General features: G+C 56.3%; 20 protein-coding genes. 14 read left to right on the plus strand and 6 right to left on the minus strand.

Annotation, left to right across the window (positions count from 1 at the left end; genetic code table 11):
* Positions 1–28 precede the first annotated feature (28 nt).
* Positions 29–1,636, plus strand: coding sequence for a T9SS type A sorting domain-containing protein (locus ACYVHC_RS00740; RefSeq protein WP_460611743.1), 1,608 nt, complete (start codon positions 29–31; stop codon positions 1,634–1,636).
* Positions 1,637–1,775: 139 nt separating this feature from the next.
* Here the strand turns inward: ACYVHC_RS00740 and ACYVHC_RS00745 are convergent, their stop codons facing one another.
* Positions 1,776–2,126: a hypothetical protein gene (locus ACYVHC_RS00745; RefSeq protein ID WP_460611744.1), complete on the minus strand. Its 351-nt coding sequence runs from the start codon at positions 2,124–2,126 to the stop codon at positions 1,776–1,778.
* Between the two features lie 91 nt (positions 2,127–2,217).
* On the opposite strand from ACYVHC_RS00745, the gene ACYVHC_RS00750 reads away from it, so the two are divergent.
* Positions 2,218–3,045 carry a sterol desaturase family protein gene (locus ACYVHC_RS00750; protein ID WP_460611745.1) on the plus strand — a complete coding sequence of 276 codons (828 nt, stop codon included), beginning with the start codon at positions 2,218–2,220 and terminating at the stop codon, positions 3,043–3,045.
* A 121-nt stretch (positions 3,046–3,166) separates the two neighbouring features.
* On the opposite strand, the gene ACYVHC_RS00755 is transcribed toward ACYVHC_RS00750, so the two are convergent.
* Entirely contained in the window at positions 3,167–3,745 is a 579-nt protein-coding gene (locus ACYVHC_RS00755) for a hypothetical protein (RefSeq protein WP_460611746.1), read from the minus strand.
* Between the two features lie 114 nt (positions 3,746–3,859).
* Positions 3,860–6,160 carry an efflux RND transporter permease subunit gene (locus tag ACYVHC_RS00760; protein ID WP_460611747.1) on the minus strand — a complete coding sequence of 767 codons (2,301 nt, stop codon included), beginning with the start codon at positions 6,158–6,160 and terminating at the stop codon, positions 3,860–3,862.
* 206 nt (positions 6,161–6,366) lie between these two features.
* Between ACYVHC_RS00760 and ACYVHC_RS00765 the strand changes: the two genes are divergently transcribed.
* The 5 genes from ACYVHC_RS00765 (at position 6,367) to ACYVHC_RS00785 (ending at position 8,797) form a co-directional block, all read left to right on the plus strand.
* The gene (locus tag ACYVHC_RS00765; RefSeq protein ID WP_460611748.1) at positions 6,367–6,606 is read left to right on the plus strand and encodes a hypothetical protein; all 240 of its coding nucleotides are present in this window, start codon (positions 6,367–6,369) and stop codon (positions 6,604–6,606) included.
* 75 nt (positions 6,607–6,681) lie between these two features.
* Positions 6,682–7,125, plus strand: a complete 444-nt coding sequence (locus ACYVHC_RS00770) for a DUF4265 domain-containing protein (protein WP_460611749.1) — start codon at positions 6,682–6,684, stop codon at positions 7,123–7,125.
* Positions 7,126–7,143: 18 nt separating this feature from the next.
* Positions 7,144–7,626: an SRPBCC family protein gene (locus tag ACYVHC_RS00775; protein ID WP_460611750.1), complete on the plus strand. Its 483-nt coding sequence runs from the start codon at positions 7,144–7,146 to the stop codon at positions 7,624–7,626.
* Between the two features lie 73 nt (positions 7,627–7,699).
* Positions 7,700–8,494 (plus strand): thymidylate synthase, encoded by a 795-nt coding sequence (locus tag ACYVHC_RS00780; RefSeq protein WP_460611751.1) that lies wholly within the window; start codon positions 7,700–7,702, stop codon positions 8,492–8,494.
* A 15-nt stretch (positions 8,495–8,509) separates the two neighbouring features.
* Entirely contained in the window at positions 8,510–8,797 is a 288-nt protein-coding gene (locus ACYVHC_RS00785) for a hypothetical protein (RefSeq protein ID WP_460611752.1), read from the plus strand.
* Between the two features lie 809 nt (positions 8,798–9,606).
* On the opposite strand, the gene ACYVHC_RS00790 is transcribed toward ACYVHC_RS00785, so the two are convergent.
* The 3 genes from ACYVHC_RS00790 to ACYVHC_RS00800 form a co-directional block, all read right to left on the minus strand.
* Positions 9,607–10,443 carry an aminotransferase class IV gene (locus ACYVHC_RS00790; RefSeq protein WP_460611753.1) on the minus strand — a complete coding sequence of 279 codons (837 nt, stop codon included), beginning with the start codon at positions 10,441–10,443 and terminating at the stop codon, positions 9,607–9,609.
* A gap of 65 nt (positions 10,444–10,508) precedes the next feature.
* Positions 10,509–11,636 (minus strand): DNA-processing protein DprA, encoded by a 1,128-nt coding sequence (gene dprA, locus ACYVHC_RS00795; RefSeq protein WP_460611754.1) that lies wholly within the window; start codon positions 11,634–11,636, stop codon positions 10,509–10,511.
* A gap of 335 nt (positions 11,637–11,971) precedes the next feature.
* Positions 11,972–12,331 carry a MerR family transcriptional regulator gene (locus tag ACYVHC_RS00800; RefSeq protein ID WP_460611755.1) on the minus strand — a complete coding sequence of 120 codons (360 nt, stop codon included), beginning with the start codon at positions 12,329–12,331 and terminating at the stop codon, positions 11,972–11,974.
* Positions 12,332–12,597: 266 nt separating this feature from the next.
* Here ACYVHC_RS00800 and alaS point away from each other — a divergent pair, with 266 nt between their 5' ends.
* The 7 genes from alaS (at position 12,598) to ACYVHC_RS00835 (ending at position 20,540) form a co-directional block, all read left to right on the plus strand.
* Positions 12,598–15,282: an alanine--tRNA ligase gene (alaS, locus tag ACYVHC_RS00805; RefSeq protein WP_460611756.1), complete on the plus strand. Its 2,685-nt coding sequence runs from the start codon at positions 12,598–12,600 to the stop codon at positions 15,280–15,282.
* Between the two features lie 135 nt (positions 15,283–15,417).
* Positions 15,418–16,167 carry an energy transducer TonB gene (locus tag ACYVHC_RS00810; protein ID WP_460611757.1) on the plus strand — a complete coding sequence of 250 codons (750 nt, stop codon included), beginning with the start codon at positions 15,418–15,420 and terminating at the stop codon, positions 16,165–16,167.
* A 27-nt stretch (positions 16,168–16,194) separates the two neighbouring features.
* Positions 16,195–17,163 carry an LIC11966 family surface protein gene (locus tag ACYVHC_RS00815; RefSeq protein WP_460611758.1) on the plus strand — a complete coding sequence of 323 codons (969 nt, stop codon included), beginning with the start codon at positions 16,195–16,197 and terminating at the stop codon, positions 17,161–17,163.
* Between the two features lie 42 nt (positions 17,164–17,205).
* Entirely contained in the window at positions 17,206–17,457 is a 252-nt protein-coding gene (locus tag ACYVHC_RS00820) for a hypothetical protein (RefSeq protein ID WP_460611759.1), read from the plus strand.
* 494 nt (positions 17,458–17,951) lie between these two features.
* A complete protein-coding gene (locus tag ACYVHC_RS00825; protein WP_460611760.1) occupies positions 17,952–18,773 on the plus strand; it encodes a universal stress protein in 822 nt (273 codons plus the stop codon).
* A gap of 293 nt (positions 18,774–19,066) precedes the next feature.
* Complete coding sequence (locus ACYVHC_RS00830; protein ID WP_460611761.1) at positions 19,067–19,399, plus strand: hypothetical protein; 333 nt, start codon at positions 19,067–19,069, stop codon at positions 19,397–19,399.
* Between the two features lie 415 nt (positions 19,400–19,814).
* Positions 19,815–20,540 carry a hypothetical protein gene (locus ACYVHC_RS00835; protein WP_460611762.1) on the plus strand — a complete coding sequence of 242 codons (726 nt, stop codon included), beginning with the start codon at positions 19,815–19,817 and terminating at the stop codon, positions 20,538–20,540.
* Positions 20,541–20,585: the final 45 nt, after the last annotated feature.

The raw sequence follows: 20,585 nt of genomic DNA on the forward strand, positions 1-20,585 counted from the left end.
GACTGTTGTTCTCCTCATCGTGTAGGCCATGAAACCACTACAACTTCTTTCGCTCGTCTTTTTTTATCTGGTAGGTGCGCTGCCTATGCTGGCGCAATCAAAGTGGCAATGGGCCGATGCCCAACCCTTCACGGTGCAAGCGGTAGCAACTGATTTGGCCGGTAATGCCTACGTTACGGGGCAGTTCAGCGGAACCATTACCGTGGGCAAAACACGCCTCACCGCTACCAGTACTACCACTGATTTGCTGGTAGCTAGGTTTAGTCCGCAAGGCAAACCAGAGTGGGTGACTACTCTGGGCGCAACACCCGTAGTAACGGGAACGAGTAGCAGCGTGACCGGCATCGATATCAGCGTTCATCCGCTGTCTGGCGAGTCGTATGTGCTAGGAGGGTATACCGGCAACATCAGCAGCCTGCCCGGCGGATCGGCTGCCGTTAATTTCACGGACCGCATTGTTATACTTAAGCTTTCAGCCGATGGGGCTATCCGCTGGGGAGTTCGGGCCGGAAACGAGTTTGTGCCAACGCTCGGCTCGGCTATTGCCTCTGACTTGCAGGGCAACTCTTACGTAACCGGCATCTGCAATGGAGGCTTTGTGCTGGATGATGGCACCCGCGTACAGAGCAGCAACCGTAGCTTATATGTGCTCGCGCTAAACAATGCTGGCCAGTACCGGTGGAGCCTAGGCGCGCGAAGCACCCTAAGCTCAGCAGGAATTGACATCGGGGCAGATGCCCGCAACGGGGTGTATATGCTGGGGCGCTATTTTGGTCCGCTTACCGTGGGCAGCAACGTATTGCCCAGCTCGGCCGGCGGCAACTGCTTACTAGCTAAGCTCAGCCAGCAAACCGGGGCAGTCCGCTGGATTACGACCGGTACAACCGACGGCGTTAGCTCCTTGGTGGCAGATGCGCTGGGCAATAGCTACGTTGCGGGAAGCTTCAGGGGCACCATTGGTGTTGGGACGAGCACGCTCACGGCCGGTACCGGCACGGAAGGGTTTGTGGCCCGGTTTACTTCCTCTGGGGCCGTAACATGGCTTCGCTCCATAGGCCAGGTGGTTCCGTTTACCACCCAGGCAGTATGTAACCTTTCGCCGGTGCCGCTGCTGCAGGGCGCTGTGGTGGGCCTCACGCGCCCACCCGGCGAAGCGGCTGTGGTGGCCCTACAGCCTACTGGTGCGGTGGCATGGGAGGAAAATGCCGATGGAACGAGCTCCAGTAAGGCGCTGGCCGTAGCACCCGGGCCCAGCCTGCAGCACCTGCGTATTTTCCTGGGAGGCACGCTAACAAACCAGGTGGCTTTTGGTCCCCATCGGGTGAAGGCCAACGGCACCACCAGCTTTCTGGCCGTGCTTTCCAATAAGCTGAACCGGCGGAGTATCGATTGGAATGTGTTTAGCCTGTTCCCGAACCCGGTGCGCGACGTGCTGACCCTGCGGTTACCGCCGCTGCCCGCTACCCAAGTGCAACTGCTGAACCTCCACGGCCGCGTTGTCCGGACGATGCAACTGGCCGAATCCACCGCGCCGGCAACCCAGCTCTTGGAGGTGCGTGACCTGCCTAGTGGCCTGTACCTGCTGCGTCTCTCAACCACTGACGAAACCATTACCCGACAGATTCAGATACGCTAAGCGTAACTCAGGCCTACTGATAGCACTAGCCCTCCGGCACCTGTAAACCGCCGAGGAGCTCCTGTTGTCGGTAGGCCAGCCGGTTTGAAGCGGTTTCTATGCCAGGTGTCAATAAGTTTAAGGCCAAATCAGACCTAGCTCAGAGCGGGAACTCCGCATGGCAGTTGGGGCAGGTGTGCAGGGTAGTACCCGCGTAATAGAGCCGTTTCCACCAGGCCGGGTGTGCTACGGGCGTAGGTTCCGGCGTGCCGCAGGTGGGGCAGCGCAGGGGGGCGGCCGTGGTGCGATGCCGCTCAAACGCATCCACCACATCCTGGGCGGCGGGCGCATCGGCTTCCTCAATCAGCAGTTGGTAATACAGGCCGTCGCCGAACGGAAAGGAGGGTGGGCCACAAGTTTTTACCAGCGCATCTACCTCCACCTCAAGCAGCAGGTTGTACAGCGCTACAGCTTCAGCATACGTCAGGAATTGGGCGGCGGGAACCAGCATAGCGTCAAAAATACGGGTTGGCGGCCAAGCATCCCCGCGTTTGGCTGCGTGGGGGCTGGCATCTGTGGCCAGCGCTTCTTATCTTCTGGGCATGATGGAAGTAGCTCAACTCAAGCAGGAGCTCGTGCCGTTGGTACCGTACTGTCTGCCCCTAATTCTGGCCTCAGTGGCGCTGGAGTGGTACCTAACGCGGCATGATGCCCACCGCCACTACGATGCCCCCGATTTCTGGGCGTCGTTTGGTATTGGAGTGGGCAATATGGGGCTTAATCTGGGGCTGAAAACCGCCATTTTGAGCTTTGGGCTGTTCTTCTGCAACCTGGCCCTGTGGCGCCTTCCGGCCAGCTGGTGGGCCTGGGTGTTGGGCTATCTGGCCGTTGATTTCTGCAATTACGTAGCACATTACCTGGCCCACAAGCAGCGTATCTGGTGGGCTACGCACGTTACGCACCATTCCTCCGAGCACCTGAACCTGTCTACGGCCTTCCGCAGCTCCTGGACCCAGCACTTCAAAATCATTTTCTTTATTCCGGCTTGGCTAACAGGCATTCCGCCGGTTATCCTGTTTACCTGCTACGAAATCAACCTGCTGTATCAGTTCTGGATTCATACCGAATCTGTGGGCCGGCTGCCGCGCTGGTTTGAGTTCGTGTTCGTGACGCCCTCGCATCACCGCGTGCATCACGGCCACAACCCCCAATACCTCGATAAAAACTTTGGTACCAGCCTTATTCTTTGGGACCGGTTGTTTGGCACCTTTCAACCGGAAGTGGAACGGCCCCGCTACGGCCTCACCAAGCCCATAACCTCACACAACATCCTCTACCTCAACTTTCATGAGTGGCGCGACCTCTGGCATGATGTGCGCCACGCCCGCAGTTTCCAGGCGCGGTGGCGCCTGCTGTTCGGGCCACCTTAGTTGAGGTGGTTTCCTGTGGGAGCTAGTTCCTGGTAGTAATACCTGATGCAGTTGTCAGCAGTTTGCGTGGGTGTAGGGGCTAGTGCGTGGTGCCAAGTGCCAAGCTATGGGCCCGGCTCCTTTACCGCTTGCGGCGCACCGGAGTAGCCAACCGGCTGCGGAGCTTGAGAATGTACCACAGCAAGCCGGCGCAGAGTACGGCCAGGCCGGCGGCCAGCAGCTCGCGGCTGGTGCGGGCGGCAGTAGCATCATCCGCTACGGCTTGCAACTCCTGCAGCTTTTTGGCGCGTTGCTTCTCGCGCAGCTCCAGGTTGCTGATTTGGTTTTCCAGGTCGTAGAAGCGCTGGCGGGTGCTGGTTTGGTCGGTTTGTGCCACGGTTACCTGTTGCTTGGCCTGCTGGTTTTCGGCCACCACGCTGGCCGTGCGGCGCAGGGTGGCATCCTGCACGGCGCGCACAATTTCGGTGTCTTTCCGGATGATGCCTTTCAGGGCATCCACCACTTCCTGCAAGTCTTTTTTACTGGCCTTGTTGCCGAAGAGGCTGTTGCGCTGGGAGTTGGCTTCTTCATATTGCCGCACCATCAGTTCCCGCTCTTTAATCAGGCGGGGCAGCGGGTCATTCTGGGTGGGTGCAGGAGTTTGGGCCAGGGCGCTACCACAGGAAAGGGCGAAAAGAAGGGGCAGGAAGCGTTTCGTCATAGGGCAAAGTAACGACGAAGGAAGCTGCGTAGTTTACCCGGCCGTTTTCATAGCGCCACTTCGCCTACTTTGCCTAACCGCTTTTGGGGTTGCGGGGCTCATTTCCTAGGTCGCTTAACCGCCCAAAGCCGGCACCGGCTGCCTGATTTCCTTGGGCTTGTGGCGATAGAAATACAGAATCAGAATGGGCAGCAACGTCAGCTCAGCTACTACCCCAAACAGGAGCGTAAGGCCGATGAGCAAGCCCACGTAAAACGTGCCGTCAAAAGAAGAGAAAATCAGCGTAGAGAAGCCGCCCACCAGAATCAGGGACGTGACAATAACCGCTTTGCCCGCCATGAGATAGGTTTTGCGCACCGCCTTGAACAGACTGGGCTCATCGAGCAGCACTAGCTTGAGTTTGCTGATGAAGTGGATGGTATCATCGACGGCAATACCAAAGGCAATGGTGAAAATGATGCTGGTACTCACCTTCATGCTCACGCCGGCCGCCCCCATTACGCCCGCCACAATCAGGATGGGCACTAGGTTGGGTACGAGCACCACCAAGGTCATGCGCACGCTTCGGAACAGGAGCAATACAATGAGCGTGACCATCACAATATCGATGCTCATGCCCGTAATCATGTTCAGGGTGAGGTTTTCGTTGTTTTTATCGATGAGGTTGGCTGAGCCCGTGAGCCTAGTCCGCAGCACGGTGCTGTCGACCTCCGCGCGCAGGAAACGGCGCAAATCGGCATTCAGTTTATCGGCCCGGATGCTGCCTACGTCGGGCATGCGGCCCGTGAGGCGGCCCTCGGTACCATCGGGCAGGGCCAGCGCCCGGAACTCCGGTTTCTTACGAAACAGCTTGACTTTGCGCGTAAGACGGGCCAGCTCGGCTTCCGAGTCGGGGAGGCGGTATTCTTCCAGCAGGCCTCCGTTCAGGGCTTTGCGCACCGATTTGATGATGGTAACCGGCGAGGCCACGAAGTTAAGGCCGTACTGGTGTTGCAGGTAACCTTCTATTTTCTCGGTCTGGCGGAGCACGTCCAGGCTGTAAATATCGCGCCCGGCGCCCGGCTTGAGGTCCAGCTCAAAGGGCCGCACGCCGGCAAACTGCCGCTCGAAAAACTTGAAATCCAGCTTTACCGGGTCGTTTTGCGAGAGGTCATCGAGGAGAGCCGAGTTGATACGAATACGCGAAGCCGAAGCTACCGACAGCGCCAGCACCAGGCCGCTGATGGCTACTACCCAGTGGCGGCGGGCCAGCACCGTCCGGAACAGGCGGCCCAGCACGCCGTCCCAGCTGTGGCCCTGCTCGCGCGGCACCCGCAGCTGGGGCTTGCGCAGCAGCACCAGCATGGCCGGCAGCAGCGTAAACGAAAGCACAAACGTGAGCAGCACCGCTACCCCCGTAAACAGCCCAAAGTTGTAAATCGGCCGGATGGTGCTCGTCATCAGGGTAAAGAAACCGATGCTGGTAGTAAGCGCCGAAAGCCCCGAGCCGAACCCCGATTCCTTGAGCGCAATCAGCAACGAATCCTTCTTACTGGCACCGTAGCCTAGCTCCGTGACGTAGCGCGTGATGATGTGAATGGTATCGGACATGCCCACCACAAACAGCATCACGGGCAGCAGGGCCGTCATGAGGTCAATGCTGATACCAAAGGCCGACATCACGCCCAGCCCCCACAAAATGGAGCCCAGCACCACCACCAGTGGCAGCACCACGCCCCACCACGTGCGGAACGTCAGCCACAGCAGCCCCGTCACGAGCACCACGGAAAGGCTCATAAACACCATCAGCTCCATCTGAAGCCGGTCGACGAATACGGATTGGGCCACCATTTTGCCGGCGAGGTGGTACTGGTCGTCGGCGAAGCCTTGCCTAGTAAGCTCTGTGCGCACAGCGGCCAGCAGCGAGTCGCCGGGCGGTTTGCTGAGGTTGGGCGAGGTCTGGAACAGGATGGTGGCCGCCCGCGCATCCTTGGAAATGAGGTTGCCCACCAGGCCCGGCGTACGGTACACCAGCACGGAGTCCTGAGCCCGGCGGCTGGGCTCCTGGGGGTGCAGGTACGGAATGTTGAACACGCCCAACCCTTCTACCACCGGGTTGGTAGCATTCGTCGGCGACGATACCTGCGTTACGTGCGCCCGGCCCTGAATAAAGCGCGTCAGCGAATCAACTTTGGTCAGGAAGCTGGGCTCGAACACCGTCTGGCCAGCCGGAGCTTCGAGGCCCAGCAGCACGTAGTCGTTGTCGTTGCCGAAGCGCCCGGAGTACTGCAGGTAGTAGTCCAGGTCGGGGTCGCCGGCAGGGTAGAAGTCGTTGAAGTTGTAATTGAAGCGCAGCTGCGCCACGAAAAACACGGCTAGGCCCGTGAGTAGGCCAAGGGCAAGAAGGGTAAGATGAGCGAGTTTGCGGAGGGGCATAGGAAAGTATGGAGCGCCGCCTAAAAAAGGCAGGAGCCGTGGCAGCTCAGAGGGGAGAATAGGAGCTGGGCGGTTTGTGGTGTGAGGCAGGCTAGTACCTGCGCCAAATTTTCTACCTTAGAGGCGGTGGCCCTAGGTAGCAAACTGCCGTCAAGCCAACCGCCATTTTCCCGCTTTTGTTTCTTTCACCTCCTGATTCTCTACGCATGAAAAACGCACTGCTTGCCCTCGCCCTGTTTGCCTTTGCTGGTTCGGCCGCTGCCCACGATGGCACGAAGGATGGCAAAGCCAAAAAAAGCAAGAAAGAAGCCTGCACCACCGAGATGAAAGCCACCTGCGCCAAAACGGGGGCTACTACCGGTACCCCGTCGTGCTGCATGAAGAAAGACACCAAAACCGCGGCCGTAGCGCCAACTCCGGCCGCTACGCCGGTGAAGTCGCTGTAGTTAACGGCCTATTTCAATCAAAAAGCCTCATTCATAACACTGGATGAGGCTTTTTATATAGTTAACAATATGTAAATGGTGCATAGAACCAAGATTCACTTCCGGTTTTTTAACACAGTTCTTGACACTGACTATGTAGAGAGCTGCTGGTCCATAATTGTGGACCAGCAGCAAGGATGGTACAAGCTTGATAATATTCCCTTCTTTTTAACTAGTTATGCCTTGGGCGATGTAGTGTACGCAGAAGATGAAGCTGGGCAACTAGTTGTTAAGAACTTAGTGGAAGAATCCGGAAACTCAACTTTGCAGATTGTATGCTATCAGTCATCTCAAACCGCAAGTATACAGCAGGAATTGGAGAGGTTAGGGTGTAGCTGGGAGGGAAGCCACTTGCCTAATTATTTCTCTGTTAACGTCCCGGCAGAGTTGAGCTATCTACCAATCAAAAGCTACCTGAAAAAAGCGGAGAAGCAGAAATTGCTTTCCTATAGGGAAGCTTGTTTAGCACATACTAGGTAGTGTCAAAATATGTGATATATGCCCACAATCGAAGTGAAAACTGTAATTAAGGCACCTTTACACATCTGCTTTCAGCTAGCACTTAGCGTAGATCTGCATACTATATCAACCCACAAAACCAGGGAAGAAATCGTGGGCGGCGTGCGTAGTGGCATGCTGAAACTCGGAGACTCTGTAACTTTTCGAGCCCGGCATTTTGGAGTTTGGCAGACACTTACCAGCCGGGTCACGGAGCTGAAGGCGCCGCATTATTTCCTGGATGTGATGCAGCAAGGAGCCTTTAAACGCATGCGCCACGAACATCATTTTACGTGGAACGGCTCGGCCACCGTGATGCGCGACGTTTTTGAGTTTGAGTCGCCACTAGGGTGGCTGGGCCAGCTAACCGACGCGCTAGTGCTGAAGCGTTACCTGCGAGGCTTTCTGCAAGCGCGTTGTGCGGTACTGAAACACTATGCCGAAACGGACGCCGGAAAGCAGTTTCTGCCAAACGAACAGTAAAAGATTCGCTCTGCTTGGGTCCTAGAGGCCAGCTTTCCTTACTTTTGAGCTTGTTCAGGTTAGCCTTCCTCTCATGATCCAGTACCACACCCTTCTGCAGCACATCCTCGACCACGGCACCCAGAAAACCGACCGCACCGGCACCGGAACGCTCTCGGTGTTTGGCTACCAGATGCGCTTTAATCTGCAGGAAGGGTTTCCGCTGGTGACCACGAAGAAAGTGCATCTGAAAAGTATCATTTACGAGCTGCTCTGGTTTTTGCGCGGCGATACCAACATTGCGTACCTCAAGGAGCACGGTGTGAGCATCTGGGATGAGTGGGCTGACGCTAATGGCGAGCTGGGCCCTGTGTATGGCAAGCAATGGCGCGCCTGGACCGGCCCCGACGGCCAGACCATCGACCAGATCAGCAACATTGTGCGCCAGCTGCGCGAAACACCCGACTCGCGCCGCATTGTGCTCTCAGCCTGGAACGTGGCCGATTTGCCCCAGATGAAGTTGCAGCCTTGCCATGCCCTAGTGCAGTTTTATGTGGCCGAAGGCAAGCTTAGCTGCCAGCTCTACCAGCGCTCCGCCGATGTGTTCTTGGGTGTGCCCTTCAATATTGCCAGCTACGCGCTGCTGACGCTCATGATGGCGCAAGTAATAGGCCTAGAGCCCGGCGAGTTCATCTGGACCGGCGGCGACACCCACCTGTACAGCAACCACCTTGAGCAGGCCCGCACCCAGCTCGCGCGCCAGGTGCGCCCGCTGCCCCAAATGCACCTTAACCCCGCAGTAAAAGATATTTTTGGCTTTCAGTTTGATGACTTTAATCTGGAAAACTATGACCCATGGCCTGCTATTAAGGCGCCGGTTGCGGTGTAAAGTGGACCTAGCCGGATGGAAGATTTTCTAGAGGATGCCTTTGCCGATGCAATAGGAGGCGGTATTTTCCGCCTAGTTGGTACAGTGCTAAAGTACCTGTTTCTATTTGTCGTGTCGCCGTACCTACTGCTGCGTGGGTGGCTGCAGGTGCGGCCGCACTCCGCTGGTATAGGGGAGTTGTGGCAGCAGGGAAAACAGGCGGCGCACGATATGCAGTATGTGCTATCGGTGGTAGTGGCCTTGCCTTTGGTCACTTTCCTTGTTTTTGCAATTTGGGAAGGAGTGAAGGCTTTGCTTACCTAAGTTGCCTAGTGCCGCGCAAAAGCCGTCTTCTCGTTTGGTGTCAGCTGATGTGCCAGCGGAGAATTGGATTTGGTTCTGTGGAGCACCTAGTTGCTGAGAACAGGGATACAGCCTGTATTTTCGCTATGTAGCAGCTCAATATTCTCTATTAGGTAATTTATTTTAAAACGTAAAAGGCTTTTAGTGAGATATATATAGCTTTGCAAGGGGGCTATGAAATTGTATTTTACAAATATTTGCGAAAAAATATACTTATTGTATAAGCTGTTTACTGACGAGCTTACGTACGAAGATTATGAATGGAACATTTACTAGTATCCCCGTTTTCATCAAAGCCACAACGTTAACCCGCCAACAGCGGGTCTGGGTAGCATTATATTCCTTGAACTGTACCGGTGCCGGTGCCAATAGGAGTGACGTATTGCTGCAGAACAGCATCACGGAAGCGGATATGGCCGAGTTTTCAGATAGTTGGCTGCAGTTTCGCTCCCGGGTGAGTATGCTATAAGCGCCTACCTGAAAATAAAAATAGTTATAGCTGTATAATAAAATACAATTTTGCGCTTACTTCGCAGTCACGTTTATGACTGCGGTATCCTGTTTGTATGTCCCTGCTTCTGTTTCGCCAGCGCTGAGCCGACGTCAACGGGTTTGGATTGCTTTGTATTCTCTCGACGCCGGCCATCGGGACCGGGCGTCAGTGTTGTGCCAAAACAACGTTACGGAGGCCGATATAGCCGAATTTGAAGAAAGCTGGCTGCAGATGCGTTGCCGACTTCCCAGCGGGCGGGTATAATCCCAGCGTGGCTCTAGGAATTCTTTTCAGCAGCCCGCAGCTGCACTAGCAGTGGATGCGTTTCGGAGTTAAAGCGGACACAGCCCAGCTGTTGCACTGCGCGCAGACCAGCAATGTTGGCCGTAAATACGGCTTCAGCCGCCAATAGGTCTCCGGGTTGATATAGGCCTTCCTGCCACTTGATACCTAGTTGGAGGGCGTGGGTGCGCAGATGCGCCAGCCGGGTTCCGGCTACGCAGCCGGTTGCTTCGGAGGGCGTGTAAATGGTCCCGTTCTGAAGCCAGGCAATAGCTGCCGCAACTGTTTCGGCCACATGGCCTTGGCCGGAGAGCAATACAACTTCATCAAGGCCACGCTGTTCCCGCTCGCGGGCTGCCAGTACATAGGTAAGCGCATTCGGCCCTTTACAAAAGGAAACAGCGGAGGCGTGGGTGCGCACGGTTTGGGCAAAATCGGCGGTACAAATGCTGGTCTCAAGCGCCTGAAAGGGCTGCGCAGTAGCCAGCCACTCACAAGCATCAGTAGTGGGGATGTATAAGCCACCGCCGCTGCGCCAAAGCTGCACACGCAGCCGTCGTGCTACGGCTGGTGGTGCTTCTGGAGCGGTTGCGGCGGCCAGAGGGGCTAGGGTAGCGGTGAGCGTAGCTTCCGTTGCTAGGGCCGCGGGCAGCACCAGGCCCAGCGTGGCGGCAGCCCGCTGCATGCGCCGCACATGGTACCGCCCATACCGAATGCTGCCATCCTGCCACACCAGCGTTTCAAAAAAACCGTCATTGAAAAACAGCCCCCGGTTCGGGAGTGTCAATGAAAAGTCGGAAGCAGAAACGAGAAGGCCGTTGGATAGGAGCACGAAAGCAAAAGTAAGCGCCACGATGAACGCCAAGCCAGAAAAAAGAAGGAGCTACTCGCTGAAGACTATACCAGCGCAAACCGCTTACCCGGCAGCGCTTTCACCACTCCCCGAAACTCGAGCCCCAGGAGCACCGAGGCGCTGGAATAAACGGGTACCTGCGCTTTCCAGGATAGGGTATCGAGGTGTTCTTCGCGGTTGGGAGCGGCTTGCAGTACGGTAATCAAACTAAATTCTTCCGGGGTAAAGTCGTCGGCCAGATAGGCAGTTGGGGTTTTGAACTTGCCGTTCAGGTGCAGCGCCGCATCCCAGTTGAGCAGTTCTTCCAGATCTTTGGGCTCAGAATATAGGGCGGCTTTGTTAGCTTTTATTAGCTCATGGCAGCCTTCCGAGGCCGGCGAGCCTAGTGGGCCTGGTACGGCCAGCACATCCCGGTCGTAGCCCTGGGCCAGGTCGGCGGTAATGAGGGCGCCGCCTTTGCGCGCGGCTTCCACTACCACGGTGCCATCGGATAAGCCAGCAATGATGCGGTTGCGGGAAGGAAAGTTGTACTTGTCGGGCTGGGTACCAAACGGAAACTCAGTAAGCAAACCACCCTGCGTAAGCATTTTCTCGGCCGTTTTGCGGTGGGCTGCCGGGTACAGCACATCAAGGCCGGTGGCCATCACGCCCACGGTTTCCAGGCCCTCCTGCAAGGCCGCGCGGTGGGCAGCTATGTCAATGCCATACGCCAGACCACTAACAATGAGCGGCTGATGCGCCACAACACCTTTGATGAGACGTTCGGTTTGCTCGCGGCCGTAGTCGGTGGCTTGGCGCGTGCCTACAATGGCCACGGTTTTGGGGTGGTTCAGGTCGGCGGTGCCTTGGTAGTAAAGTAGGGTAGGCGCGTCGGGCAATTGCTTGAGGCGCGCCGGAAACTTCTTGCTGGTGTAAAAGAGCAGCTGCACGCCGTCTTTCTCGGCCTTCCTGACGGCCGCCTCCGCCTGGTTCAGCGCGGCTGTACGTTCCGAACCGGTGAGTATCGCTACGGTTGCCGGCCCTACCCCCGGAATCTTGCGCAACTTACCCGGCGGCAGGTGCAGCACGTTTTTGGCCGAGCCGCCGTAGCTCATCAGCTGCCGCGTCATCTGCGGCCCAATAGTAGGAAATAGAGTGAGTGCGACTTCGTGCAGGAGAGTGTCGTCAGCCATTACCTATAAATCGAGTAAATGAAATAGCTTTCTAGGGCAAGTAATGGGAGAAAGCCAGCCACTAACCCTAAGAAACGTTGCGGCGAGCAACGGCGTTTTAGTTTAACACACATCCACAGCCCAATCAGCACGAATACAGCCAAGTAAACGACCACCCATCTAGCGTAAATAGCATCCTCCTCGAAGTTAGTAGGGCTGATATGGATGCTGCCCAGAAAACACGAGAAGATGAAAGCTGCTAGGTCTGCCAGGATTGTAAATAGAAACATCGTCAGCCCAGCTCCTAGTGTTTCACTAGGTATAGGCGTTTTATGTAAGCTGCTCGGTGTTTCCATCTACCCCTGCGCCTTGCCAATAGCGTCCAGCTCCTTCTTCATGGTCACCATGAACTTGCGGATTTTCTCCAGGCTCTGAATCACGTCAATCTTCTCTTTCAGCTGCGGGCCTTTTTGCTTAAGCATGTCGCGGGCACCCGGAATGGTGTAGCCACGCTCCTTTACTAGGTGGTAAATCGTGCGAAAGATGTCGATGTCCTGGGGCGTGTAGAGGCGGTTACCCTTCTTGCTCTTGCGCGGGCGCAGCTCCTCAAACTCCGTTTCCCAGAAGCGAATCAGGGAAGGTGCCACGTTAAACTGGGCCGCTACCTCGCCAATGGTGAAATATTGCTTCTCGATTTCGCGGTCTTTGTAAGGCATGGTATACGTAGTAGCACGGACGTTATGTGTCCGCGAGGGGGGAAGAGTGGCCGCACCGGAAACCCAGGGAGCCTGCGCCAGCGGGAGCAATAGCACCAGCACCGGTGTTTCGCTTTCCAAGTCAGGTCGGCTACCTTTGCCGGAAGCGCAATTACTGGTTAATTGCGAAAAATAGCCAAAATCCCGGCCGCGGCCAATTCCAATGGTTCCGCCGGCCATGTTTAACGAACCTCACGAATCGGGAAGCCCGCTTTCCGTTACAGCCCATGTCACTTCCCACCGCCAGCCACGTCCGCCAGCAGTTCCTGGATTTCTTCGCCTCCAAAGGCCACCACATCGTGCCCTCGGCGCCCATTGTGGTGAAGGACGACCCCACGCTGCTGTTCATCAACTCGGGCATGGCCCCGTTCAAGGATTACTTTCTCGGTAATAAGCCTGCCCCCTTCAAGCGCATTGCCGACACTCAAAAGTGCCTGCGCGTATCGGGCAAGCACAACGACCTGGAAGAGGTAGGCTACGACACCTACCACCACACCATGTTCGAAATGCTCGGCAACTGGTCGTTTGGTGACTACTTTAAGAAAGACGCCATTGCCTGGGCCTGGGAGCTGCTCACAGAAGTATATAAGCTGCCGAAAGACCGCCTCTACGTGACCTACTTCGAAGGTGACAAAGGAGATGGCCTGGGCGCTGATACCGAAACCCAGGACCTGTGGCGTCAGTACACCACCGACGACCGGATTCTGCCCGGCAACAAGAAGGACAACTTCTGGGAAATGGGCGATACCGGTCCCTGCGGCCCCTGCACCGAAATCCACATTGACCTCCGCGATGAGGCCGAGGTAGCCCAGAAATCGGGCCGCGAGCTGGTAAACGCCGACCACCCGCAGGTGGTGGAAGTGTGGAACAACGTGTTCATGGAGTTCCAGCGCCTGGCCGATAAGAGCCTGGTGAAGCTGCCCGCTCAGCACGTAGATACCGGCATGGGCTTCGAGCGCCTGATGATGGCCGTATCGGGTGTGAAGTCGAACTACGATACGGACGTATTCCAGCCGCTTATCCAGTTTATTGCCAAGGAGGTAGGCCTAGAGTACCACGGCACGGCTCCGGCCACCGTGAACGACCAGCCCGCCACCGAGAACGAGAAAACGGATATTGCCATCCGCGTCATTGCCGACCACATCCGGACGATTTCCTTCACCATTGCCGATGGTCAGCTGCCTAGCAACGTGAAGGCCGGCTACGTGATTCGCCGGATTCTGCGCCGCGCGGTGCGCTACGCCTTCTCGTCGCTGAACCAGAAGCATCCTTTCCTGTACAAGTTGGTGCCCGTGCTGGCCGACCAGATGCGCAACATCTTCCCCGAGCTCAAGGCCCAGCAGCAGTTTGTGCAGCGCGTGATTGAGGAGGAAGAAATTGCCTTCCTGAAAACCCTGGAAAACGGCCTGCGCCGCCTGGAGACCCTAGAAGAAGGCTTCCGCCAGAACGGCAACCGCATCGATGGTAAAACCGCTTTTGAGCTGTCGGATACCTTCGGTTTTCCGCTTGACCTGACCGCCCTCATTGCCCGCGAAAAGGGTTTGACGGTAGATGAAGAAGGCTTCAAGAAAGAGCTGGACGCCCAGAAAAACCGCTCGCGCAACGCCCAGGAGGCCGAGCAGAGCGACTGGACCATTGTGCGCGAATCGGAAGAACAGCCGGCTTTCGTAGGCTACGACCAGGAGGAGGCTCCGGCCCGAATCCTGCGCTACCGCCGCACCGACCGCAAAGGCAAAACCGAATACCAAGTAGTACTCGACCAGACGCCGTTCTACGCCGAATCGGGCGGACAGATCGGCGACACCGGCTACCTGGAGTCGCCGCTGAGCAAGGTGCGCGTGCTGGATACTAAAAAGGAAAACGACCTCATCGTGCACACCGTACTGGAACTGCCCGAGGATGTGAATGGCGAGTTCCTGGCTCGCTACGACCACGCCCGCCGTGCCCAGATTCAGCGCAACCACACCGCCACGCACTTGCTGCAGGCCGCCCTGCGCGAGGTAGTCGGCTCACACGTGGCCCAGAAAGGCTCCCTAGTGAATGAGAAATTGCTGCGTTTTGACTTCAGCCACTTTACCAAAGTAACCGACGACCAGTTGCGCCAGGTGGAGACCCTAGTAAATGCCCGCATCCGTCAGCAGATTCCGCTGGATGAGCGCCGCAACGTACCCATTGATGAGGCCAAGAACCTGGGGGCTACGGCCCTGTTCGGCGAGAAGTACGGCGAGTTCGTGCGCGTCATCACCTTTGACCGGGAATTCTCCGTGGAATTGTGCGGCGGCACCCACGTGCGTACCACCGGCGACATTGGCTTCTTCAAAATTACCTCGGAAAGTGCCGTAGGTGCCGGCGTACGCCGTATTGAGGCCGTAACTGCCGAGACAGCCGAAGCCTTCGTAAACCAGCAGCTGGATTTGCTGGGTCAGGTACGGGAGGCGCTGGGCAACCCCCAGCACCTCATCCCGAGCATCGAAAAGCAAACCGAGGAAATTGCTGGCTTGCGCAAGCAGATCGAGCAATTCGCCCAGCAGAGCATCAACCAGCAGAAAGACCAGCTGGCCGGTCAGGTAAAAGCGCTGAACGGTGTGAACTTCCTGGCGGCTCAGGTGCAGGCCTCGTCGGCTGATGGCCTTAAAACGCTAGCCTTCAACCTGCGCCAAACCGTGCCCAACCTGGTAGCGGTACTAGGTGCCGAAATAGATGGCAAGCCACAGTTGGCCGTGATGTTGGACGATGAACTGGCCAAAGGCGGCAAGCTCAATGCCAGCACTTTGGTGCGTGAGCTGGCCAAGGAAATCCAGGGTGGCGGCGGCGGGCAGCCGTTCTTTGCCACGGCTGGCGGCAAAAACGTAGCCGGGCTAAGTACCGCCATCGGTAAAGCCGAAGAATTGATCAGCAAGGCCCTAGCCTAGAGTTATATTTTAAGCGGAAGACGGTATTTTTGACCGTTCATCCGACCAATGACCAACGGGCGTTGTGCGGTAGTGACTCCACTACTGCACAACGCCCGTTTATTTGTCAGTTACAATTCGTTCGCCTAATTTTTCGTGAAGTACTCCCTTATTGCACTAGGGCTTTGCCTAGGCGCAGCCTCTGGTTACGCGCAAGTGTTGCCCGTTAAATCCACGTTCTACACCGTCTTTCCTGATTCTGCCATTGTACAGGAGGAGGCAGTATATCGGGTGAAGCGAACTGAACTACCAGGGCAGTCCCGGCTGGATAGCGTGTTTTATGTAACTACCAAGCGTTTGGTGCGCACCTGCACTACTACCTGGCCAACCGCAAACGATACGTTAAGTACGACAACTTATTGGCGTGCCAACGGCAAAATGTCGGCACTGAATACCAGTACCGGAGCCAAAAAGCACCAAGAGCATCTGACCTTCGATGCCGAGGGCCGAATGCGGCAGAAATCGGTGCGGGAGCAAGGCAAGGAAATCAGCGCCGAGTGCTATGCCGAAAGCGGCGAGTTGGCGGCCTGTCCGCAGTACCAATATACCGAGCAGATGCCTGAGTTTCCCGGTGGAGCGCCGGCTCTGTTTTGGCACATTGCCACTACCATTCGCTACCCTCGTGAAGCCCGTAAGCACAATCGTCAGGGGCGAGTATTTACCACTTTTGTAGTAGACGAAACGGGTAAGGCGCGCTACGTGCGGGTGCAACAGGGTGTTTCGCCCGAACTGGATGCGGAAGCCGTGCGGGCCATTGAGAGCCTGCCCCGGTTTGAGCCCGGCCGCCAGAACGGGGAAGCCGTGCCCGTTTTCTACTCAGTTCCTGTCACGTTTGCTTTACGCTAGTATTTTCTTCACCCTTGCCCATATTCTATGCGCATTTCTACTTTCCTGATTACCGCCGGCTTGCTGACTGGCGTAGCCACTTCGGCTTCGGCCCAAACCTTCACGGACCCCGGCGCCTACAACAACTTTATCGTGAGTGAGCAGCGGGCCATGCTCAAAAAAAACCTGCGCTACATCAGCAAATCGGCTCACTCGGATAACGCGAAGAAGATTGATGCCAAGCGCCAGGACCTAATTAAGCAGACAGAAGCCTCGCTGCAGAAAGTCGCCAAGCTGCCTGCTTTCCAGGATGACAAAGGCTTCAAGGAGCAGACCACGGAGGCGCTGTATCAGTTGCTGAAGGTGTACTCCGAGGATTACAAAGCAGTGGACCTGCTGGCGGCCACCCGCACGGCTACGGTCGAGAACATGGAGCAGTACTTTAAGCTCCAGGAAATGGCCGAAGCCAAGATGCAGGTCGTGAATGACTCTGTGGATGCAGCGCAAAAGCGGTTTGCTCAGCGCCACAACATGACCATTTCAGAAGACCCGGAGGGCAAACGCCTGGCCGTTTATATGCGCCAGGTATCAGAGGTGAACAGCTACCAACACAAGGTGTACCTAGCACAGTTTCGCATCGAGAAGGCCAACGCCCGCCTCACCGACGCGCTAAATGCCCAGGATGCGGCCTTGTTTGAGCAGGCCCGTCTGCAGCTGGTGCAGGATGCACAAACTGCCACGACGGAGCTGACAGCTATCAAACCCTTTCGAGGTAAAGATGCCCAGTACCGCGACGCGGCCCGCAATCTGGTGAAGTTCTACGCGGCCTTTTCCGCCAACCAAGCGACCCAGATGAAGGACCTGATGGAGCGCAAGGACCGCCTCACCAAGGCTGAAGCCGACAAATTCAACGGGTTTATCACGATGTACAACTCACAAAACCAGAAGTTAGTAGTGGCTTATAACCAGGCCGGCAATAACTTCCAGTCCACGTACATTCCGGTGTTTAACGACTAACCTCTATATTTCTACATCCAACGGATCCTTACCGGAATATCTATGAAAAAGCTGACGCGCTACTTGTTGCCGTTTTTGGCCGCTACTGTTCTGCTGAAATTCTTGGCTTACACACCAACTGTTCTGGAGGCCCTGACGGGTCCAACCTCCCTCTTCAAGGGGCATTTTACGGCCTATAACCTGGGGCACACCCTGGGCATGTTGATGCGCTGGGTAGCCTTTATAGGGCTGGCTAAGCTTATGTGGGTCTACCATCGGCAGTGGACGCAGCCACATGGAACCCGCCTTGGGTAGCTGAATCGGGAGTTTGTGCTAGCCTACTAACAGGCGGGCACTGCCTTTCAGCCTACTGGCAATCTGGGTGTTACTGCCTAACTAAAACCGGTTTGCCGCTTGCCGGCACCTAGTACGGGCCTGCCTATATGGGGCCGTACTAGGTGCCGGCAAGCGGCAAAGCCGAAGAGGAAGCCGGTTCGGGCGTAGCAGGTTTGCGGCCGCACCCTGAGCTAGTGTATTGCCCTAGTCAGCCTGAGGCCGCCAACCGCTAACAGAAATACCAGGCACAGCAACAGGCCGGATGTTTACCTTTTGGTAGAAATCCGGCCTGTTGCTGTGCCTGGGTGCTTTGGAAGGCTACGGCGTTGCGTATGTATCTGCCGAACTAGAATGCTGGTAGAGGCAGCATGCCGGAATATGATATTGATCAGTTACTTTACCTGACCTTGCCCATGGGCAGTAGCCGGTGGGATGCAGTTCTTTGTTGTGGTTTTACCGTCGCTCTTGCTCTCATGGTCCCTTCATTACTCATTCTCACCGACTTTTTTCAGGCTGCTAATCGGGCCCTCGACTACGCCACCAACCTGGCCACGCCGCTCGGCGCTCGGCTGGTGCTGCTGCATGTGCGCCGCGACTCGCTGCTGGATGCGGAAATGTTTACGGGCCTGCTTTCCCGCCTGAGCAAACAGGCCGTTGACATGGCGCTGAGCAGCATTAGCCGCGACGTATCGGTGCCGGTGGTAGCAGAAGTGGGGCACGGGCGCGTGGCGTTTGCCGTAGCCGATGCCGTAAGCCGGCATACGCCAACCCTAGTTGTGCTGGGCCGGCCCGACGCGGAAGGTACTCCAGATGAGCTCATATCGACAACCTCGTTGGATATTTTGCGGGTGGCGCCGTACCCCATGCTGGTGGTGCCGCACATGGTGCACAACCCCGCGCTGCCGCGCCGGATTCTGATGGCCGTAGATGGGGATGAATTTACGCTGGGGCAGCATGCGGGAGCCATCCGGCAGCTGCTCACGGCTTTGCATGCCCAGGTAACGGTGCTGCGCGTAACGCCAGGGCCGGCTACCCAGCAGCAGGCAGATCAGGCGCTGGACTCCGTGGTGCAAACCGGTCTGGGTATTGATCTGGAGCCAATTCGGGTGCGCACCCTGGAGGCAGTGGATCCCACCACGGGTATTTTGCAGGAAGCCCGGGCCGAGGCGTTTGACTTAGTAATAATGATTGCCAGGCGTCGCAGTTTCTTAGGGCAATTGTTTCATCATAGTGTTACGGCAAAAGTGCTGTTGCACAGCGAAATACCCATTATGGTGTTGCCGGCTCAGGAGTAAAGGAGACCTAGTAACACAGTGCCCTATAGAGCGCCCACCTTGCCAGGAAAAACGTTTGAGTAGCCGGGTGCCTTGCATGTACCAGTGAACCTAGTGGCCAGCTGATGTGGGCCGGCGGCAACGGTTGTGGTTGCTTCTGCCAGCAGGGCCCAGGGGGTGTGCCAAAGGGGTAAGCATTGATTTTTAGTAAGATACACGGGCAGATGACTTTTATCATTGGGGCTGCTGACGATGCTCATACCTGCCGCTGCCTTTGAGGAGTAATTTTACAGCTACTTGCTTATCCTGCTGTCATGCCTGCCATCCAGTCTTCCCTTCCTACCTCGCTGTCGCCGGAAACCGCTGTGTTGCTGGTGCTGCTGCCTCCCGCAGTCCGGGCGGAAGGCCATTCGCCGGCTGGTATTGCCTTATTGCTGGCATCACTGCAACAACGGCTGGGTACGGCTGTGCGGGTGCTACGAATTGATGAAGCCAGCCATCCAACCGTAGTTCAAAGCTTTCAGGCCGTGGAGCTGCCTAGTTTTGTACTGGTGCAGCGCGGGGTGGAGCTCTGGCGCCAGCGCGGCCTGCCCGAAGGCGACGTAGTAGCTGAGCTATTGCTCAGTAAGTTGGTAGCGCCCGCGTAACCAGAAAAGGCAGGGTAGCCTCAGTGCCTGAGCCGGCGACATGCCAGAGAAGCCTCGCTGCAGAAAGTAACCAAGCTGCCTGCTTTCCAAGATGACAAAGGCTTCAAGGAGCAGACCATAGAGGCGCTGTATCAGTTGCTGAAGGTGTACTCCGAGGATTACAAAGCCGTGGACCTGCTGGCGGCCACCCGCACGGCTACGGTCGAGAACATGGAGCAGTACTTTAAGCTCCAGGAAATGGCCGAAGCCTGACTTTTAGGCCCCGTGCATCCCGCTATTACTACTCAATAATGCAATCGAACTGCTTGAGCAGGCGCACATGTAATCAGACCAGCAATCCACACGCGGATAAAGCATCGTGCAGCCAGTTGTTTCATATCTGGGCGACACCTTACCTTGTGGACAAAATCTTGTTATGATTGAAGTCGACCTGATTAAAAAGCACGGTAAAAAAGCCATGGGGATGGAGGAGCACGGCCACTCAACGCAAACATGGCGGCAGCGCTTACCCGATATTTTGCTGGAAATCGGCATCATCGTATTTGCCATTACACTCTCCATCCAGCTTCACAGCTGGCACGAGCATTCGTTGGAGCGCGAAAAGGAGCGCAAGTTTCTGCTGGGCCTGCGCCAGGATTTGCGGCAGGACCTGAAGGAGATGAGCGAAGACTCGACATCGTATGTGACCCAGATGCGGGGCATGCGTTATTACCTGGCTTTCGCGGCCGGTAAGCAACAGGCCGATAGCGTAGGCTACTATAACTGGACGCTTCGCAATACTACCGTGCTGATTCCCAATAACTCACGCTTTGAAGGGTTGAAATCGGTTGGCGGAATAGATATAGTAGAAAATGAAGAGCTGCAGGCTGGTATTCTGGACCATTATCAGGAGCTGATTCCTGGTTTGTTACTGGAATCTGGCAGCTACGCCTCCTATAAGGAGCAACATGTAGGGGCTTACCTCGATGAGCATTTAGCACCAGATCAGCACAATCTGGTGGCCGTGCTCAGCACGGTGCCTATGCAGAACTACCTGTTGCGCGGTAATTATATCCCATTCATCATTAAGAAGTACCACGGCGTAATGCAGCACAGCCGGGGGCTCATCCGGCAGATTGACGAGCGTTTAGGGCAGCACTAACATGCGGGCAGTGCTGTTATAAAGCCTTTTTACCATTCATAGATT

The sequence above is a fragment of the Hymenobacter seoulensis genome, from assembly GCF_054780535.1.

Bases quoted from the DNA above. Each gene is read 5' to 3' on its own strand.
- ACYVHC_RS00760 (WP_460611747.1), bottom strand. From the start codon at position 6,160: ATGCCCCTCCGCAAACTCGCTCATCTTACCCTTCTTGCCCTTGGCCTA.
- ACYVHC_RS00770 (WP_460611749.1), top strand. From the start codon at position 6,682: ATGGTGCATAGAACCAAGATTCACTTCCGGTTTTTTAACACAGTTCTT.
- ACYVHC_RS00800 (WP_460611755.1), bottom strand. From the start codon at position 12,331: ATGCCTTACAAAGACCGCGAAATCGAGAAGCAATATTTCACCATTGGC.
- ACYVHC_RS00815 (WP_460611758.1), top strand. From the start codon at position 16,195: ATGCGCATTTCTACTTTCCTGATTACCGCCGGCTTGCTGACTGGCGTA.
- ACYVHC_RS00785 (WP_460611752.1), top strand. From the start codon at position 8,510: ATGGAAGATTTTCTAGAGGATGCCTTTGCCGATGCAATAGGAGGCGGT.
- ACYVHC_RS00740 (WP_460611743.1), top strand. From the start codon at position 29: ATGAAACCACTACAACTTCTTTCGCTCGTCTTTTTTTATCTGGTAGGT.
- ACYVHC_RS00775 (WP_460611750.1), top strand. From the start codon at position 7,144: ATGCCCACAATCGAAGTGAAAACTGTAATTAAGGCACCTTTACACATC.
- ACYVHC_RS00820 (WP_460611759.1), top strand. From the start codon at position 17,206: ATGAAAAAGCTGACGCGCTACTTGTTGCCGTTTTTGGCCGCTACTGTT.
- ACYVHC_RS00835 (WP_460611762.1), top strand. From the start codon at position 19,815: ATGATTGAAGTCGACCTGATTAAAAAGCACGGTAAAAAAGCCATGGGG.
- ACYVHC_RS00750 (WP_460611745.1), top strand. From the start codon at position 2,218: ATGATGGAAGTAGCTCAACTCAAGCAGGAGCTCGTGCCGTTGGTACCG.
- ACYVHC_RS00755 (WP_460611746.1), bottom strand. From the start codon at position 3,745: ATGACGAAACGCTTCCTGCCCCTTCTTTTCGCCCTTTCCTGTGGTAGC.
- ACYVHC_RS00825 (WP_460611760.1), top strand. From the start codon at position 17,952: ATGGTCCCTTCATTACTCATTCTCACCGACTTTTTTCAGGCTGCTAAT.
- alaS (WP_460611756.1), top strand. From the start codon at position 12,598: ATGTCACTTCCCACCGCCAGCCACGTCCGCCAGCAGTTCCTGGATTTC.
- dprA (WP_460611754.1), bottom strand. From the start codon at position 11,636: ATGGCTGACGACACTCTCCTGCACGAAGTCGCACTCACTCTATTTCCT.
- ACYVHC_RS00830 (WP_460611761.1), top strand. From the start codon at position 19,067: ATGCCTGCCATCCAGTCTTCCCTTCCTACCTCGCTGTCGCCGGAAACC.
- ACYVHC_RS00780 (WP_460611751.1), top strand. From the start codon at position 7,700: ATGATCCAGTACCACACCCTTCTGCAGCACATCCTCGACCACGGCACC.
- ACYVHC_RS00765 (WP_460611748.1), top strand. From the start codon at position 6,367: ATGAAAAACGCACTGCTTGCCCTCGCCCTGTTTGCCTTTGCTGGTTCG.
- ACYVHC_RS00745 (WP_460611744.1), bottom strand. From the start codon at position 2,126: ATGCTGGTTCCCGCCGCCCAATTCCTGACGTATGCTGAAGCTGTAGCG.